Consider the following 14796-nt stretch of genomic DNA (forward strand, 5'->3'; position numbering starts at 1 on the left):
CCCGCGGGCACGTGTGCCTGTCTGCCGGGCGAAGCCCAGAAGCTTCGCGGGGGCGGCTGATCGGCCGCTGGCCGGAAGTCGCCGTATTGACGGCCGCCCCTCATGCACCAAAACTCCTCCGCAGTCAATCGGTTGTTCGGCCGAAACTTTCGGAGGCACCCGCATGAGATCTCTGAGAACGGGCTTCAACCTGGTGTCGGCGGTGGCCGGCGCCGCGGCGGTGCTCGGCGCGCTGGTGGCCGCCGCGCCCGCCGCGCACGCCGCCGACGTGCCGCTGCGCGACCTCGCCGACGCCAAGGGCAGGGTCATCGGCACCGCGATCGGCGGTTCCCACCTCACCGGCACGCGCGGTGAGATCGCGAGCCGGGAGTTCAACTTCGTCACCCCCGAGAACGCCATGAAGTGGGAGGCCGTGGAGCCCAGCCGCGGCAGCTACAACTGGGCCGAGGCCGACCGGATCGTCGACTTCGCCCAGGCCAACGGACAGCAGGTCCGCGGCCACACCCTGGTCTGGCACAGCCAGAACCCCGGCTGGCTGGCCAACGGCTCGTTCACCGCCGCCGAGCTGCGCACCATCCTCCAGAACCACATCACCACCGAGGTCACCCGCTACAAGGGCAAGATCGCCGCCTGGGACGTCGTCAACGAGGCGTTCAACGAGGACGGCACGTACCGCCAGTCCCTCTGGTACAACAACCTCGGCACCGACTACATCGCCGACGCCCTGACCTGGGCCCGCGCCGCCGACCCCACCGCCAAGCTGTACATCAACGACTACAACGTCGAGGGCGTCAACGCGAAGAGCACCGCCCTGTACAACCTGGTCAAGTCCCTGAAGGAGCGCGGCGTCCCGATCGACGGCGTCGGTCTCCAGGCCCATCTGATCCTCGGCCAGGTCCCGTCCACCCTCCAGCAGAACATCCAGCGCTTCGCCGACCTCGGCGTCGACGTGGCCATCACCGAGCTGGACATCCGTATGCAGCTCCCGGCGACGGAGGCCGAACTGGCCCAGCAGGCCGCCGAGTACAAGGCCGTCATGAACGCCTGCCTCGCCGTCACCCGCTGCACCGGCGTCACCGTCTGGGGCTTCAACGACGCCGACTCCTGGGTCCCGGACGTCTTCGACGGCTACGGCGCGGCGACCCCGTACGACGAGAACCTCGCGCCGAAACCGGCGTACTACGCCATCGCCGAGTCGCTCGGCGGATCCGGCCAGCCCGGCCCGGGCCCCGGCGACGGCTGCAAGGCGACGTACACGATCGTCAACCAGTGGAACAGCGGATTCACCGGCCAGGTCCGGATCGACTGCACGGGCACCTCGCTGACGTCCTGGAAGGCGAACTGGACGTTCGGCGCCGGCCAGCGGATCTCCCAGGCCTGGAACGCGAACTGCACCCAGTCCGGCACCGCGGTGAGCTGCTCCAGCCTGTCCTACAACGGGACGGTCCCCGCGGGCGGTTCGGTGACGTTCGGCTTCAACGGCACGTGGAGCGGCAGCAATCCGGTGCCCGTCGTGACCCTGGGATGACCCGGAGCCACGAAATCTGAGATTTTCCCAAGAAAAGACCCTGTGGCGTTCCTGCTCGTCATAATTCGGACTTACGTTCCTCCCTGTGGCGGGACTTGACGAAAACGGGGACGAGGGCAGACCAGTGGGCCGGCGGTCTCGAGCGCTGAAGACCGCCGGCCTCACCCTCGCCGCACTGCTGACGCTGTGCGCCGGCGCGGCCGGCTGGGTCTACTGGCAGCTCAGCGACAACATCACCAGCGTCGACATCAACAGCGCCCTCGGCGACGACCGCCCCCCGAGAGCACCGACCACCCCGTCCCCCGGCGCCGCCGCGTCCGCCGCCCCGCTGCCGTCCGGCTCGCTGAACTTCCTCGTCCTGGGCTCGGACTCCCGCGACGGCACCGAGAACAGCAGGCTCGGCGGAGGCGAGGGCGGCAGCGCCCGGTCGGACACCGCGATGGTCGTCCACCTCGACGCCGGGCGCACCGCGGCGACCGTCGTCAGCATCCCGCGCGACACCCTCGTCACCCGCCCGTCCTGCCCCCTGGCGGACGGCGGCGAGTCGCCCGAGGCGTACGGGGCGATGTTCAACTCCGCGTACACCGTGGGCGGCCCGGTCTGCGCGGTGAAGACCGTGGAGTCGCTGACCGGAGTCCGGATGGACCACTACGTCGAGATCGACTTCGCCGGTTTCGCCCGTCTCGTCGACGCCCTCGGCGGGGTCACCGTCACCACGGAGGAGGACATCGACGACGACCTGAGCCATCTGCGCCTGGCCGCCGGTACCCACCACCTCGACGGCGAGCAGGCCCTCGGCCTCGCCCGCACCCGCCACGGCGTCGGCGACGGCAGCGACCTCGGCCGGATCGAACTCCAGCACACCCTGGTCAAGGCGCTGCTGGCACGGATCTCGGACGTCGGCCTGACGACCGACCCGGCGCGGCTCTACGAGGTCGCCGACGCGGTCACCGGCAGCCTCACCACCGACACCGGCCTCGACTCGCTGGGCGAGCTGATCGACCTGGGGCGCAGCCTGCGGGACCTGTCGGCGGACCGGGTCCGCACGGTGACCATGCCGGTCGTACCGGCGCCCGCGGACCCCAACCGGGTGGTCGCGGACGAGCCGGAGGCCTCCGAGCTGTGGGCGTCGCTGCGCTGAGCGGAGCCGACCGGAGCCGACCGGAGCCGACTGGAACCGACCGGAGCGCGGCTAGGAGGTGTGCCCCGGAGCCGGGCGCCCGAGCAGCATCGCCGGCGCGCCCGCCACCCGGGTGAGGAACACGGTGACCGCGACGGTGCCGTGCGGCTTGGGCAGCACCTTGCGCCGCAGCTCCTCCGGTTCGACGGCCGACCCCCGCTTCTTCACGGTCAGGGTGCCCACCTGCCGCTCCCGCAGCAGCGCCTTCAGCTTCTTGACGTTGAAGGGCAGGTGCTCGGTGATCTCGTAGGCGGTGGCGTACGGCGTGGGCCGCGGCTCGTCGGCCGTGACGTAGGCGATGGTCGCGTCGAGCAGCCCGCCGCCGACCTCCTCGGCCACCTCGGCGACCAGATGCGCCCGGATGACCGCGCCGTCGGGCTCGTACAGGAACCGCCCGACCGGCCGCACCGCCGGATCGGGCAGGCCGCGCCCGGTCAGCGTGTGCGGGCCGGGCAGCAGCGTGGCCCGCACCAGCCCCGGCGCGGTGCCGAACCACAGCACCGCCTCCTTCACATCGCCGCCGTCCGAGATCCACTCGGCCTCGGCGGCATCCGGCACCGCCTCGTGCGGGATGCCGGGCGCCACCTTCAGGGCGGCGTACGGGGCCCGCCGGGCGGCTTCGACGGCCCAGGACAGCGGCGGCGAGTAGGCCTCGGGGTCGAAGATGCGGCCCCGGCCGCCCCGCCGGGCGGGGTCCACGAACACGGCGTCGTACCCGGCCGTGTCCACCTCGGTGACATCGGCCTCCCGCACCTCGATCAGGTCCGCGAGCCCCAGCTCCTCGGCGTTCGCCCGCGCCACCGCCGCGGTCAGCGGATCCCGGTCGACGGCCAGCACCCGGATCCCGGCCCGCGCGAGCGCGATCGCGTCCCCGCCGATCCCGCAGCACAGGTCGGCGACGGAGGTGACGCCGAGATCCCTGAACCGGCGCGCCCGGTACGCGGCGACGCTCGCCCGCGTCGACTGCTCCACCCCGTTGGGCGTGAAGAACATCCGCCCGGCGTCCTCGGCCCCGAACTTCGCCACCGCCCGCTGCCGCAGCCGCGCCTGCCCGAGCGCCGCCGACACCAGCTCGGCCGGGTGCTCGCGGCGCAGCCGGGTCGCGACGGCGAGTTCGTGCGCGGGGTCGGTGCCGCGCACCGCGTCGAGGAGGGCGCCGCCCTCGGGGGTGCGCAGCGCGTGCAGGTCGTTCACCGGGTTGTTCACCGGTTCATTGTCGGCCAGTCGGTGGATGGTGTGCCGTAGGCGGAGGTGTCGGCCCGGCGGCGGGGGTGGTGGCTGGGAAGATCCGGCACCATGCGACTAGTAGTACAAAATGACAAAAGCGGGGCGTATGCCATGCGTCTCCGCGCCGGGGTCGCCGCGCTCGCCGCCGCGGCCCTCGCCGCCGGCTGCGCCCAGGGCGACGACGGCACGAAGGCCGGACCCGCCGCCGGCCAGCAGCCGCCGCACCGGAAGTCCGCGGCCGAGGCGCCCGACGCGCCCGGCTCCCACGCGGCCCGCGCAGCCGCCGCGAGACGCTGGGGGCTGAAGGCCGTCCCGCTCACGCCCCCGCCGCCCCCGGCGAAGAAGCCGCGCATCCGCACCCGCGACGGCTTCGAGGTCGGCGACCACCGGGAACTGAACCTCCCGCCGGTCTTCACCACCGTCCCCACCCGGCACAAGATCGTCTTCCTCACCATCGACGACGGCGCCGAGAAGGACCCGGCGTTCCTGCGGATGATGAGCGAGCTGAACGTCCCGTACACCGCCTTCCTCAGCGACTACCTGGTCAAGGAGGACTACGGCTACTTCAAGCGCATGCAGGACCAGGGCGTGCCCCTCAACAACCACACCCTGCGCCACCCCTACCTGCCGGCGCTGTCGTACGCCCGCCAGAAGCGCGAGATCTGCGGCATGCAGGACGTCATCGAGGAGCGCTACGGCAAACGCCCGCTCCTCTTTCGCCCGCCCTTCGGCAACTACAACCGGGACACCCTGCTCGCCGCCAAGGCCTGCGGCATCACGCACGTGCCGCTGTGGAACGAGGAGGTCTTCGTCGATCGCTGGGAGTACCGCGAGTGGGACCGCAGCATCCACCGCGGCGACATCGTCCTCAGCCACTTCCGCGGCCGCGAGGACTGGGACGGCACCATGACCGACATGGCCCGCCGCTTCCTGAACAAGGTAACCGCCGAGGGCTACGCCGTGGCCCGCCTGGAGGACTACCTGTGAGCACCCACCGGGCACCCGACCGACGCCGGACCTTACACCCCCCGGCGCCCCGGCCCCTGGAACCCCGGCTCCCGACGCTCCGGCTCCTGGCGCCCCTGATCCTCGCCGCGCTGCTCCTGGTGACCGGCTGTGCCTCGGCGCAGGGTGTCCGGGGGGCGCCCGGATCGGCCCCCGACCGGGCGGGGCCGTCCGCGCCCGCGTATCTCCGCTGGGGCCTGGCGGCACCCCTGCCCCCGCCCCCGAAGCCCTCGCGCCCCACCCTGCCCGCGCGGGGCCTGCCACCGGTCGTCGACCGGGTCCCCACCCGGGACAAGGTCGTCTTCCTCACCTACGACGACGGCGCCGAGAAGGACCCCCGCTTCGTCGACCTGGTCCGCGAACTGCGCCTGCCGGTCACCATGTTCCTCACCGACAGCGTCGCCGGCCCCGGCTACGGTCACTTCGCCCGTCTCCGCGCGGTCGGCGCCGGCCTGCAGAACCACACCCTCGACCACGCCGCCCTGCGCGGCCTGCCGTACGCCGGGCAGCGGGCCGAGATCTGCGGCCAGCAGCGCAAGCTCCACACCCGCTTCGGCGTCCGCCCCCACCTCTTCCGCCCGCCCTACGGCACGTACGACGCGACCACGCTGCGCGCCGCCGCCGACTGCGGCATCCGCGCGGTGGTCCTCTGGCGCACCACCATGACCACCACCGACCTCACCACCCCCCGCCTCCACCCCGGCGACATCATCGCCGTCCCTGCGACGGAAACCCTGACCCCGACCCTGAAGGAGCGCACGGTGCACCTCCTGCGCCGTATTCAGGAGCAGGGGCTGACGGTCGGAAAGCTGGACGACTACCTGTAGCGAATCCGGTCCGTCCGGCGTTTGAGGACGAGGCCGTTCAGGGCGAAGCGGGGGCCTGGGGGCGGCAGCCGCCGGCGGAGGGCGTGCGAAACCCACGCACCGCGCGACCCGCGCTCACGCCGTGCCCCCTGACGCGCCGCACGGCAATTGGCACTCCGCTTGACCGAGTGCTAATCGCGGTCATAGTCTCGGCTCTGGCACTCCCCCTAGGAGAGTGCCAAACACGCGACGGGCAGGTCCGGCACCCGCGACGACGGATCGACCTGGTCGCCACCTCAGACAGTTAACCCCGTGAGATCTCCGAAGGGGGAGGTCGGATCGTGACGACCGCCAGCTCCAAGGTTGCCATCAAGCCGCTCGAGGACCGCATCGTGGTCCAGCCGCTGGACGCCGAGCAGACCACGGCCTCTGGCCTGGTCATTCCGGACACCGCGAAGGAGAAGCCCCAGGAGGGCGTCGTCCTGGCCGTGGGCCCGGGCCGCATCGAGGACGGCAAGCGCGTCGAGCTCGACGTCAAGGTCGGCGACGTCGTGCTCTACAGCAAGTACGGCGGCACCGAGGTGAAGTACAACAACGAGGAGTACCTCGTCCTCTCGGCTCGCGACGTCCTCGCGATCATCGAGAAGTAAGTCGTCACCTCGACGCACCCAGCTTTGCAACTGCGCCCCTGGCCCCCGCGACCCTAAGAAGCCGGGCGCCCGGGGCGCAGTCACTTTCACCCACATTCGAGAGGGCTCACGCTGTCATGGCGAAGATCCTGAAGTTCGACGAGGACGCCCGTCGCGCCCTCGAGCGCGGCGTCAACAAGCTTGCCGACACGGTCAAGGTGACGATCGGCCCCAAGGGCCGCAACGTCGTCATCGACAAGAAGTTCGGTGCTCCCACCATCACCAACGACGGTGTCACGATCGCCCGTGAGGTCGAGATCGAGGACCCGTACGAGAACCTCGGCGCCCAGCTGGTGAAGGAGGTGGCGACCAAGACCAACGACATCGCGGGTGACGGCACCACCACCGCCACCGTGCTGGCCCAGGCCCTGGTCCGCGAGGGTCTGAAGAACGTCGCCGCGGGTGCCTCCCCGGCCGCCCTGAAGAAGGGCATCGACGCCGCGGTGAAGGCCGTCTCCGACGACCTGCTCGCCACCGCCCGTCCGATCGACGAGAAGTCCGACATCGCCGCCGTGGCCGCGCTGTCCGCCCAGGACCAGCAGGTCGGCGAGCTGATCGCCGAGGCGATGGACAAGGTCGGCAAGGACGGTGTCATCACCGTCGAGGAGTCCAACACCTTCGGTCTGGAGCTGGACTTCACCGAGGGCATGGCCTTCGACAAGGGCTACCTGTCGCCGTACTTCGTGACGGACCAGGAGCGCATGGAGGCCGTCCTGGAGGACCCGTACATCCTCATCCACCAGGGCAAGATCTCCGCCATCGCGGACCTCCTGCCGCTGCTGGAGAAGATCATCCAGTCGAACGCCTCCAAGCCGCTGCTGATCATCGCCGAGGACGTGGAGGGCGAGGCCCTGTCCACCCTCGTCGTCAACAAGATCCGCGGCACCTTCAACGCCACCGCGGTGAAGGCCCCCGGCTTCGGCGACCGCCGCAAGGCGATGCTCCAGGACATGGCGGTCCTCACCGGCGCCACGGTCATCTCCGAGGAGGTCGGCCTCAAGCTCGACCAGGTCGGTCTGGACGTGCTCGGCTCCGCCCGCCGCGTCACCGTCACCAAGGACGACACCACGATCGTCGACGGTGCCGGCAAGGCCGAGGACGTGCAGGGCCGCGTCGCGCAGATCAAGGCCGAGATCGAGAACACCGACTCCGACTGGGACCGCGAGAAGCTCCAGGAGCGCCTCGCGAAGCTGGCCGGCGGCGTGTGCGTGATCAAGGTCGGCGCCGCCACCGAGGTGGAGCTGAAGGAGAAGAAGCACCGTCTGGAGGACGCCATCTCCGCGACCCGCGCCGCGGTCGAGGAGGGCATCGTCTCCGGTGGTGGCTCCGCCCTGGTGCACGCCTCCAAGGTCCTCGAGGACAACCTCGGCAAGACCGGCGACGAGGCCACCGGTGTCGCGGTCGTCCGCCGCGCGGTCGTCGAGCCGCTGCGCTGGATCGCCGAGAACGCCGGCCTCGAGGGCTACGTCATCACCTCCAAGGTCGCCGAGCTCGACAAGGGCCAGGGCTTCAACGCCGCCACCGGCGAGTACGGCGACCTGATCAAGGCCGGCGTCATCGACCCGGTCAAGGTCACCCGCTCCGCCCTGGAGAACGCCGCCTCCATCGCCTCCCTCCTCCTCACGACCGAGACCCTGGTCGTCGAGAAGAAGGAAGAGGAGGAGGCCACCGCGGGCCACGGCCACAGCCACGGTCACGCGCACTGACGCACCGCCTCGCAGGAAGGCCCGGCACCCCACGGTGCCGGGCCTTCCCGTTTCCCCTCGCGGGTCCCTGCGGCGCTAACGCTCCATCTCGTCCAGAGCGCCCAGCTGCTCCATCAGCCCCAGCCGGTCGTACTCCCACCAGCCCTCGGCGAGCTTGCCGTCCCCGCCGCACCGGAAGACGGTCGTCCCGCTCATCGACACTTCTCTCCCGGTGGCCGGAATACCGAGGAACTCTCCCTTGTGGCGCCCCTTCCAGAACCACCGCGCGCACACCCGGTCGCCCTCGGCGATCAGATCCTCGATGCTGAACTCGAAGTCGAAGCCGTCCCGCCAGACCCGCATCTCCCGCCGGACGTGATCCATGCCGATCACGTCCTCCACATTTGCCGGATCATGGTCGTGGTAGTGCTCCGACATCACCTCGTCCAGCGGCGGAGGCTCGCTCCCGGGCGTCGCCAGCAGCTCGAAGTACCGCCGCACCGTCGTGGTGAACAGCTGCTCGTCCCGCACCACGTCCAGATCGGTGAACGTCGGCATCTCGTCGCAGAGCGCGACCATCTCCCGGAAGATCCGGTCCGTCTCCGGCAGCTCGGAATTCCGCATCGCCTCCTCGTACGACGGGAACTCCACGATCTCGATGAAGTGCGACGCGTCCGACCGGTCCTTGCCGATCACACTGTGCGTCGCCGTCCGTTTCCCCTTGGTCTGCTGGACCCACCGGTCCATCAGCCGGTTCATCTCGTCGAACCGGCTGGTCTTGCAGTCGATCAGCTGTACGAAGGTCATGGTGCGCCTCCGGCCCTCCGGGTCCGGGTGGATCAGCACCATTCTCCTCCTTTGCGCTACCGCTGCACCCGGTGCTCCGGGCCGTACTTCCGGCCCGCCCGCGAGCTGATCCCGCCGAGCACCCCGCGCGGCACCAGCTTCGCCGCGCCCATCAGGACCTTGTAGCGCGGGTCCGGGATCGACAGCGACCGGCCGCGGGCCAGGTCCGCCAGCGCCGCCGCGACCAGCTTGTCCGCGTCGAGCCACATCCAGTTCGGGATGTTGTCCGTGCCCATCCCGGCCCGCTGGTGGAACTCGGTCCGCACGAAGCCGGGGCACAGGGCCATGAGCCGTACGCCGCTGCCCGCGAGGTCCTTCGCCGCGCCCTGGGTGAACTGCACGACCCACGCCTTGGAGGCGCCGTACGTCCCGCGCGGGAGGAAGGCCGCGACGGAGGCGACGTTGATGACGCCGCCCCGCCCGCGCTCGCGCATCGCCCCGGTCGCCGCGGAGGTCAGCCGGAGCACGGCCTCGCAGTGCACCTTGAGCATCTTCAGCTCGTCGGCCATCGGCACGTCGAGATAGCGGCCCTTGTGGCCGAAGCCGGCGTTGTTGACCAGCAGGTCGACCGGGTTCTTGCGGTCGGCGAGCCGGGCGGCCACCGCCTCGATGCCGTCGTCCTCCGCGAGGTCCGCCGTCAGCACCTCGGCCTCGATGCCGTGCCGGTCGTGCAGTTCGGTCGCCTGTTCCCGAAGGCGCTTGGTGTCCCGCGCCACCAGCACGAGGTCGTGTCCGTCAGCCGCCAGCCGCCGTGCGAAGGCGGCACCGATTCCCGCGGTCGATCCCGTAATCAGAGCCGTTGTCATGGGCCAAGGGTAGTGACCCGGACGACGGGCGTCCGTTCCCGTGACGCCCGTTCAGGAACCGTTATCCGGAGCGTTTTTCTCGGCATACGTCCTGGCCTTCTCCCGAATCTCCGGATGCAGCGCCTCACCCGCCGCGAGCAGCCGGGGCAGCAGCTCCCGCTCGGTGGTGACCGCGCGGAACTGGAGCGCGACCGTGATGTCGTGATCCGGGCGGTGGACGATCTCGACCGCGTCACCCGCGCGGATCGCACCCGGCTCGATCACCCGCAGATACGCGCCGGGCGCCCCGTGCCGCGTGAACCGCTTCACCCAGCCCCGCTCACCCAGATGGCCCTGGAAGGTACGGCAGGGAATGCGCGCGGACGTGACCTCCAGGACCACCCGCGGGCCGACCCGCCAGCGCTCGCCGATCCGCGCGCCGGACACATCGAGCCCCGAGGTGGTCAGGTTCTCGCCGAACGACCCGTTGCCCAGCGCGCGGCCCAGCTCGCGCTCCCACGCGTCGAGGTCCTCGCGGGCCACCGCGTAGACGGCCTGGGCGTCGCCGCCGTGGTGGCGCGTGTCGCAGACCGCGTCCCCGGCGAGCCCGCTCGCCCCCGCGCCCTCGAGCCCGGGTGCCGCCACCCGCACCGGCCCGTCCACCGGCCGCTTGTCGATGCCGGTCACGCCGTCGGGATGGTCGGTGTACGACACGGTCCGCGGCCGGCCCAGGTTCACAGACAGAAGCCTCATGGCGGCACGGTAGGCCCCGGCGACCAAAGTGTCGACGCATTATTCGCCGCCGTACCCAAGAACCACTTATGCTGGAGGGGTGATCGAGGCTCGTCATCTGCGCGTGCTGCGCGCCGTCGCCGCCACCGGCTCCTTCTCCGCCGCGGGGCGCGAACTGGGCTGCACCCAGCCCGCCGTCAGCCAGCAGATGAAGGCCCTGGAGACCTCCGTGGGCACGCCGCTGCTGGTGCGCAGCGGGCGGGAGATGCGGCTGACCCAGGCCGGCGAGGCGCTGGTGCGGCACGCCGCCGGGATCCTCGCCGGGCTCACCGCCGCGGAGGAGGAGGTCGCCGCCATCGCCGGCCTGCGGGCGGGCCGGGTGCGGCTGGTGTCGTTCCCGAGCGGCAGTTCCACCCTCGTCCCCACCGCCCTGGCCGCCCTGCGCGCCGCCCACCCCGGCACCCGGGTCTCCCTGGAGGAGGCCGAGCCGCCGCGGTCCGTGCAGCTGCTGCGCGAGGGCGACTGCGACATCGCGCTGGCCTTCCGCTACGAGGGGGCGGCGGGCGCCGAGGAGTGGGACGACCTCGTCGTACGGCCGCTGCTGACCGACCCGCTGGTCGGCCTCGTCCCCGAACGGCACCGGCTCGCCGGCGCGTCCTCCGTGCCCATCGCCGAACTCGCCGACGAGCCCTGGATCGCGGGCTGCCCGCGCTGCCGCGGCCAGCTGGTGGAAGTGTGCGAGAGCGCCGGTTTCACTCCGCGCATCGACTTCGCCACCGACGACTATCCGGCGGTGGTGGGACTGGTGGGCGCGGGTCTCGGTGTGGCCGTGCTGCCCCAGCTCGCGATCGAGTCCGTACGGCCCAGGGGTGCGCGGACGGTGACGCTGGAGCCCGCGGTGCGGCGGGAGGTCGTCGCGCTCACCCTGCCCGACCTGGCGCAGGTGCCGGCCGTCGCCGCGACGCTCGACCAGCTGGGCCGGGCGGCGGGGCGCTGACGGTTCCCCTCCGGGAGAACCTCCGGTCAAACCCCCCGGTCACACCCCCGTCATGAGTGAGGGCACGCCTGTGCGTGCCCCTCCTGGTGTTCCGTGTCGCGGAACACCGTTTTGAAGAAACGTTCCTTCAGTTGTTCGAAGCCGTCGTCCCGCCGGCTGTCGACGCCGGTACCAGCCGGTGACGTGCCCGCCCCATGAGCTCTTCGCGCTCGTCCTCGGTCAATCCGCCCCACACGCCGTACGGTTCACGCACGGCCAGTGCGTGGGCCGCGCACTGCGCGCGGACCGGGCACCTCATGCAGACCTCTTTGGCCGAGTTCTCGCGAGCGCTCCGCGCCGCCCCACGCTCGCCCTCCGGATGGAAGAAGAGCGAGCTGTCCACCCCGCGACAGGCAGCCAGCAGCTGCCAGTCCCACAGGTCCGCGTTCGGTCCGGGAAGGCGGGAGAAATCTGCCATTGCGTGACCCCTTGCAGCCGTTCTGTGCGGATACGGTGCCCACGACCGTACATCTACGATCTAAGGAGATGAAAATATGACTCATTGCGAATCTAGCCTCAGACACCAGCAGATGGGAAGAAATGGGGCTAAATGGGGCATGGTTGTGATGAAAGCTTGAGAGTCTGCCGTGCGTGTCTGCACCGTGTCCGCGCCCTCACGTAGAGTGCCGAAGATGGCACACGGCCCCGTAACTCTTTCGAGTGACCATCGTTGAGAGGGCGGAGGCGGTTGAAAAACACAAGTGCTCGGGCAGGCGTCCGAGACGGTCGACCGCACAGGTGACGATTTCGTACCAGCCTGGAGGCTCAAGGTGACGCGCATCAGCTGCGGAGGGCGGCCATGACTTCCGTCCTCGTCTGCGACGACTCCCCGCTTGCCCGAGAGGCGCTTCGCCGCGCGGTCGCGACCGTGCCCGGCGTGGAGCGCGTGACGACCGCGGCCAACGGCGAGGAAGTCCTCCGCCGCTGGGGCGCCGACCGCTCGGACCTGATTCTGATGGACGTACGCATGCCCGGTCTGGGCGGCGTCGAGACCGTGCGGCGGCTGCTGTCCGCCGACCCCGGTGCGCGCATCATCATGCTCACCGTCGCCGAGGACCTGGACGGAGTGGCCCTCGCGGTCGCCGCCGGCGCCCGCGGCTATCTGCACAAGGACGCCTCGCGCGCGGAGCTGCGGGCCACCGTGACGCAGGCCCTCGCCGACCCCACCTGGCGGCTGGCCCCGCGCCGGCTGCGCTCCGCCGAGATGGGCGCCGCGCCCACGCTCACCGCGCGTGAGATCCAGGTCCTGGAGGGCATGAGCCACGGCCGCTCCAACGCCGAGATCGGCCGCGAGCTGTTCCTCTCCGAGGACACCGTCAAGACCCACGCCCGGCGCCTGTTCAAGAAGCTCGGCGCGTCGGACCGCGCCCACGCGGTGGCACTCGGCTTCCGCTGGGGCCTGGTGCGCTGACCTGCCGGGTCGCTCGGGGCCCCGGGTTGGTGGTCCGGGCGGGGTGAACCTGGGTCGGGTCCCGGGTGGTCCTTGTGACGGTGCTCCCGGGCTGGTCCGTGTGAGGGTGCCCCCGATCGGGTCCGAGGGGAGAAACCCTGGACCGGTCCGAGCCGGGGCACCCAGCGGAGTGGCCCTGGGCGTCCGAGCCGGGGTAGCCGGGCCGGTTCCAGCGGGGCCGGCCTCGCGTCGGTTTCATCCAGGGCGGGTCGGCCGCCCGGCCGTCGGCACCTCGGCGGCGCGCCCGCAGGACCTGCGGCCGCACCCGCGCGGGTGGTCCGTACGGCGCGGAACGATCCACCCCGCGTGCCACGCGAGGCGGAGGAGGGAGTCGACGCGATGGGGACGTCCCCCTGCGCCCGCGTCCACGTCCACGCCCGCTCCGGAGCGCCTCGGCGTGCCGGGCCGGTCGAGCGTCGACTGTCGACGCCCGCCGGTCTGGAACCGGACTGCGTCCGCGCTCGCGCCCGCTCGGGGGTGCCTCGGCGGGCCGGGCCCGTGGAGCGTCGACTGTCGGTGCTCGCCGGACCGCAGCCGGGGCGCGTCCGCGCGCGCGTCGTCGTCCCGCTCGGGGACGGTCGCGGCGCCCTCACCACCACCATGCGCCGTCTCCGCCCCGGCGTTCGCGCCGGGTGCCGCGGCGGTGATGCGAGACACCCAGAGGGCGGCGCGCGACGCGCCGCCCTTGGCGTGGTGGCGGGCTCTGTGGGGCCGCGTGGTGTCCGCGCGGGGCGCTCCCTCGTTCGTGTGGTGCGGTGTGGCGGCTCCCGGCGGCCGTTCCTCGAGGTCTGCGTTCGCCGCGCAGTCGACTCTCCCCGCGCGGTGCCGGCCGAGGGCCGTGTGTGGTGCTCCGGGAGCGGGTCCGAGCGGGGCGGCGGGGCCGTAGGGCGTCCGCGCGGAGTGGGTGCGGGTGGGCTCGGACGGCGTAGTCGTCGCCCGCGTGGTGGAGGCATGGGCCCCGGCGGGGGAAAGCCCTGGCCGTGTGGTGTGCGGGCCGGGTTCCGGGGGCGGGGCGCGGGTGCCCGCTGCTTGTTTCGGCGCGGATGCCGCATCCTTGAGGTGTGGAGTTCCTCGGGGACGAGTCGGTCGAGCGGAAGGGGAGGGCGCAGGGGATGAGTTCCGGCGCACCTGCTCATAACGCTTCGGTGCACAACAACGGACGCGATGCCGCGCAGGGCGCGGCCGCAGGGCACGATGGACCGATGCGCGACGACGAGGCGGTCACTGCCCCCGGGTCGATCGGTGCGCTCGTCCATCGCGCCGTCGACGGGGACGAGCAGGCCACGCACGATCTGCTCGCCCATGTCCACCCGCTCGCGCTGCGCTACTGCCGCACCCGGCTGTCCCGGCTGCCCGGCGACGCCCGGCACTTCGTGGAGGACCTGGCGCAGGAGGTCTGCGTCGCCGTCCTCCTCGCCCTGCCGCGCTACAAGGACACCGGCCGCCCGTTCGAGGCCTTCGTCTTCGCGATCGCCGCGCACAAGGTCGCCGACCTGCAGCGGGCCGCGATGCGCCACCCGGGGTCGACCGCGGTGCCCTCGGACGAGATGCCGGAGCGGCCCGACGACTCCCTGGGCCCGGAGGAGCGCGCGCTGCTCAGCAGCGACGCCGAATGGGCCAAGAAGCTGCTGGCCAACCTCCCCGAGAACCAGCGCGAGCTGCTGCTGCTGCGGATCGCCGTGGGGCTCACGGCCGAGGAGACCGGCCAGATGTTGGGAATGTCACCCGGCGCCGTCCGGGTGGCTCAGCACCGCGCCCTGAGCCGGCTGCGCGCGCTCGCCGAGCAGTAAGCCCCGGCCGCCTGTTGAACCGGCCTGACTTCATTTT

14 protein-coding genes are annotated in these 14796 nt (G+C 71.6%); 9 read left to right on the top strand and 5 right to left on the bottom strand.

The features are described from left to right. Positions 1 to 163 precede the first annotated feature (163 nt). Together ACIG0D_RS16330 and ACIG0D_RS16335 are read left to right on the top strand one after the other, a co-directional pair. Positions 164 to 1528: an endo-1,4-beta-xylanase gene (locus tag ACIG0D_RS16330; protein WP_399800810.1), complete on the top strand. Its 1365-nt coding sequence runs from the start codon at positions 164 to 166 to the stop codon at positions 1526 to 1528. Between the two features lie 85 nt (positions 1529 to 1613). Next, positions 1614 to 2669: an LCP family protein gene (locus ACIG0D_RS16335; RefSeq protein ID WP_399800812.1), complete on the top strand. Its 1056-nt coding sequence runs from the start codon at positions 1614 to 1616 to the stop codon at positions 2667 to 2669. 51 nt (positions 2670 to 2720) lie between these two features. Here ACIG0D_RS16335 and ACIG0D_RS16340 read toward each other — a convergent pair whose 3' ends face one another. Then, positions 2721 to 3902 (bottom strand): methyltransferase domain-containing protein, encoded by a 1182-nt coding sequence (locus ACIG0D_RS16340; protein WP_399801235.1) that lies wholly within the window; start codon positions 3900 to 3902, stop codon positions 2721 to 2723. A gap of 144 nt (positions 3903 to 4046) precedes the next feature. Between ACIG0D_RS16340 and ACIG0D_RS16345 the strand changes: the two genes are divergently transcribed. From ACIG0D_RS16345 to groL, 4 genes are all read left to right on the top strand, one after another. Then, complete coding sequence (locus ACIG0D_RS16345) at positions 4047 to 4922, top strand: polysaccharide deacetylase family protein (protein WP_399800814.1); 876 nt, start codon at positions 4047 to 4049, stop codon at positions 4920 to 4922. Between the two features lie 116 nt (positions 4923 to 5038). Next, entirely contained in the window at positions 5039 to 5767 is a 729-nt protein-coding gene (locus ACIG0D_RS16350) for a polysaccharide deacetylase family protein (RefSeq protein WP_399801237.1), read from the top strand. A gap of 320 nt (positions 5768 to 6087) precedes the next feature. After that, complete coding sequence (gene groES, locus ACIG0D_RS16355; protein ID WP_071364926.1) at positions 6088 to 6396, top strand: co-chaperone GroES; 309 nt, start codon at positions 6088 to 6090, stop codon at positions 6394 to 6396. Positions 6397 to 6512: 116 nt separating this feature from the next. Next, positions 6513 to 8141 (top strand): chaperonin GroEL, encoded by a 1629-nt coding sequence (gene groL / locus ACIG0D_RS16360; RefSeq protein ID WP_399800818.1) that lies wholly within the window; start codon positions 6513 to 6515, stop codon positions 8139 to 8141. A gap of 75 nt (positions 8142 to 8216) precedes the next feature. Here groL and ACIG0D_RS16365 read toward each other — a convergent pair whose 3' ends face one another. The 3 genes from ACIG0D_RS16365 to ACIG0D_RS16375 are packed head-to-tail and all read right to left on the bottom strand — an operon-like array spanning position 8217 to position 10504. Then, positions 8217 to 8927 (bottom strand): ester cyclase, encoded by a 711-nt coding sequence (locus ACIG0D_RS16365; RefSeq protein ID WP_399801240.1) that lies wholly within the window; start codon positions 8925 to 8927, stop codon positions 8217 to 8219. Between the two features lie 56 nt (positions 8928 to 8983). Beyond that, the gene (locus tag ACIG0D_RS16370) at positions 8984 to 9772 is read right to left on the bottom strand and encodes an SDR family NAD(P)-dependent oxidoreductase (protein WP_399800821.1); all 789 of its coding nucleotides are present in this window, start codon (positions 9770 to 9772) and stop codon (positions 8984 to 8986) included. A 51-nt stretch (positions 9773 to 9823) separates the two neighbouring features. Continuing rightward, positions 9824 to 10504 carry an MOSC domain-containing protein gene (locus ACIG0D_RS16375; RefSeq protein ID WP_399800823.1) on the bottom strand — a complete coding sequence of 227 codons (681 nt, stop codon included), beginning with the start codon at positions 10502 to 10504 and terminating at the stop codon, positions 9824 to 9826. 79 nt (positions 10505 to 10583) lie between these two features. Here ACIG0D_RS16375 and ACIG0D_RS16380 point away from each other — a divergent pair, with 79 nt between their 5' ends. Beyond that, the gene (locus ACIG0D_RS16380) at positions 10584 to 11480 is read left to right on the top strand and encodes a LysR family transcriptional regulator (protein WP_399800825.1); all 897 of its coding nucleotides are present in this window, start codon (positions 10584 to 10586) and stop codon (positions 11478 to 11480) included. Between the two features lie 127 nt (positions 11481 to 11607). Here the strand turns inward: ACIG0D_RS16380 and ACIG0D_RS16385 are convergent, their stop codons facing one another. Continuing rightward, on the bottom strand, positions 11608 to 11937 hold the full coding sequence (locus tag ACIG0D_RS16385) for a WhiB family transcriptional regulator (protein WP_365766140.1): 330 nt from the start codon (positions 11935 to 11937) through the stop codon (positions 11608 to 11610). A gap of 381 nt (positions 11938 to 12318) precedes the next feature. Here ACIG0D_RS16385 and ACIG0D_RS16390 point away from each other — a divergent pair, with 381 nt between their 5' ends. After that, positions 12319 to 12930, top strand: a complete 612-nt coding sequence (locus tag ACIG0D_RS16390; protein WP_003948568.1) for a response regulator transcription factor — start codon at positions 12319 to 12321, stop codon at positions 12928 to 12930. 1241 nt (positions 12931 to 14171) lie between these two features. Next, positions 14172 to 14759: a sigma-70 family RNA polymerase sigma factor gene (locus ACIG0D_RS16395; protein WP_351837524.1), complete on the top strand. Its 588-nt coding sequence runs from the start codon at positions 14172 to 14174 to the stop codon at positions 14757 to 14759. Positions 14760 to 14796: the final 37 nt, after the last annotated feature.

This window comes from Streptomyces sp. NPDC052773, from assembly GCF_044547145.1.
Taxonomy (GTDB): domain Bacteria; phylum Actinomycetota; class Actinomycetes; order Streptomycetales; family Streptomycetaceae; genus Streptomyces.

Bases quoted from the DNA above. Each gene is read 5' to 3' on its own strand.
- ACIG0D_RS16375 (WP_399800823.1), bottom strand. From the start codon at position 10,504: ATGAGGCTTCTGTCTGTGAACCTGGGCCGGCCGCGGACCGTGTCGTAC.
- ACIG0D_RS16365 (WP_399801240.1), bottom strand. From the start codon at position 8,927: ATGACCTTCGTACAGCTGATCGACTGCAAGACCAGCCGGTTCGACGAG.
- ACIG0D_RS16345 (WP_399800814.1), top strand. From the start codon at position 4,047: ATGCGTCTCCGCGCCGGGGTCGCCGCGCTCGCCGCCGCGGCCCTCGCC.
- ACIG0D_RS16330 (WP_399800810.1), top strand. From the start codon at position 164: ATGAGATCTCTGAGAACGGGCTTCAACCTGGTGTCGGCGGTGGCCGGC.
- ACIG0D_RS16385 (WP_365766140.1), bottom strand. From the start codon at position 11,937: ATGGCAGATTTCTCCCGCCTTCCCGGACCGAACGCGGACCTGTGGGAC.
- ACIG0D_RS16370 (WP_399800821.1), bottom strand. From the start codon at position 9,772: ATGACAACGGCTCTGATTACGGGATCGACCGCGGGAATCGGTGCCGCC.
- ACIG0D_RS16390 (WP_003948568.1), top strand. From the start codon at position 12,319: ATGACTTCCGTCCTCGTCTGCGACGACTCCCCGCTTGCCCGAGAGGCG.
- groL (WP_399800818.1), top strand. From the start codon at position 6,513: ATGGCGAAGATCCTGAAGTTCGACGAGGACGCCCGTCGCGCCCTCGAG.
- ACIG0D_RS16395 (WP_351837524.1), top strand. From the start codon at position 14,172: ATGCGCGACGACGAGGCGGTCACTGCCCCCGGGTCGATCGGTGCGCTC.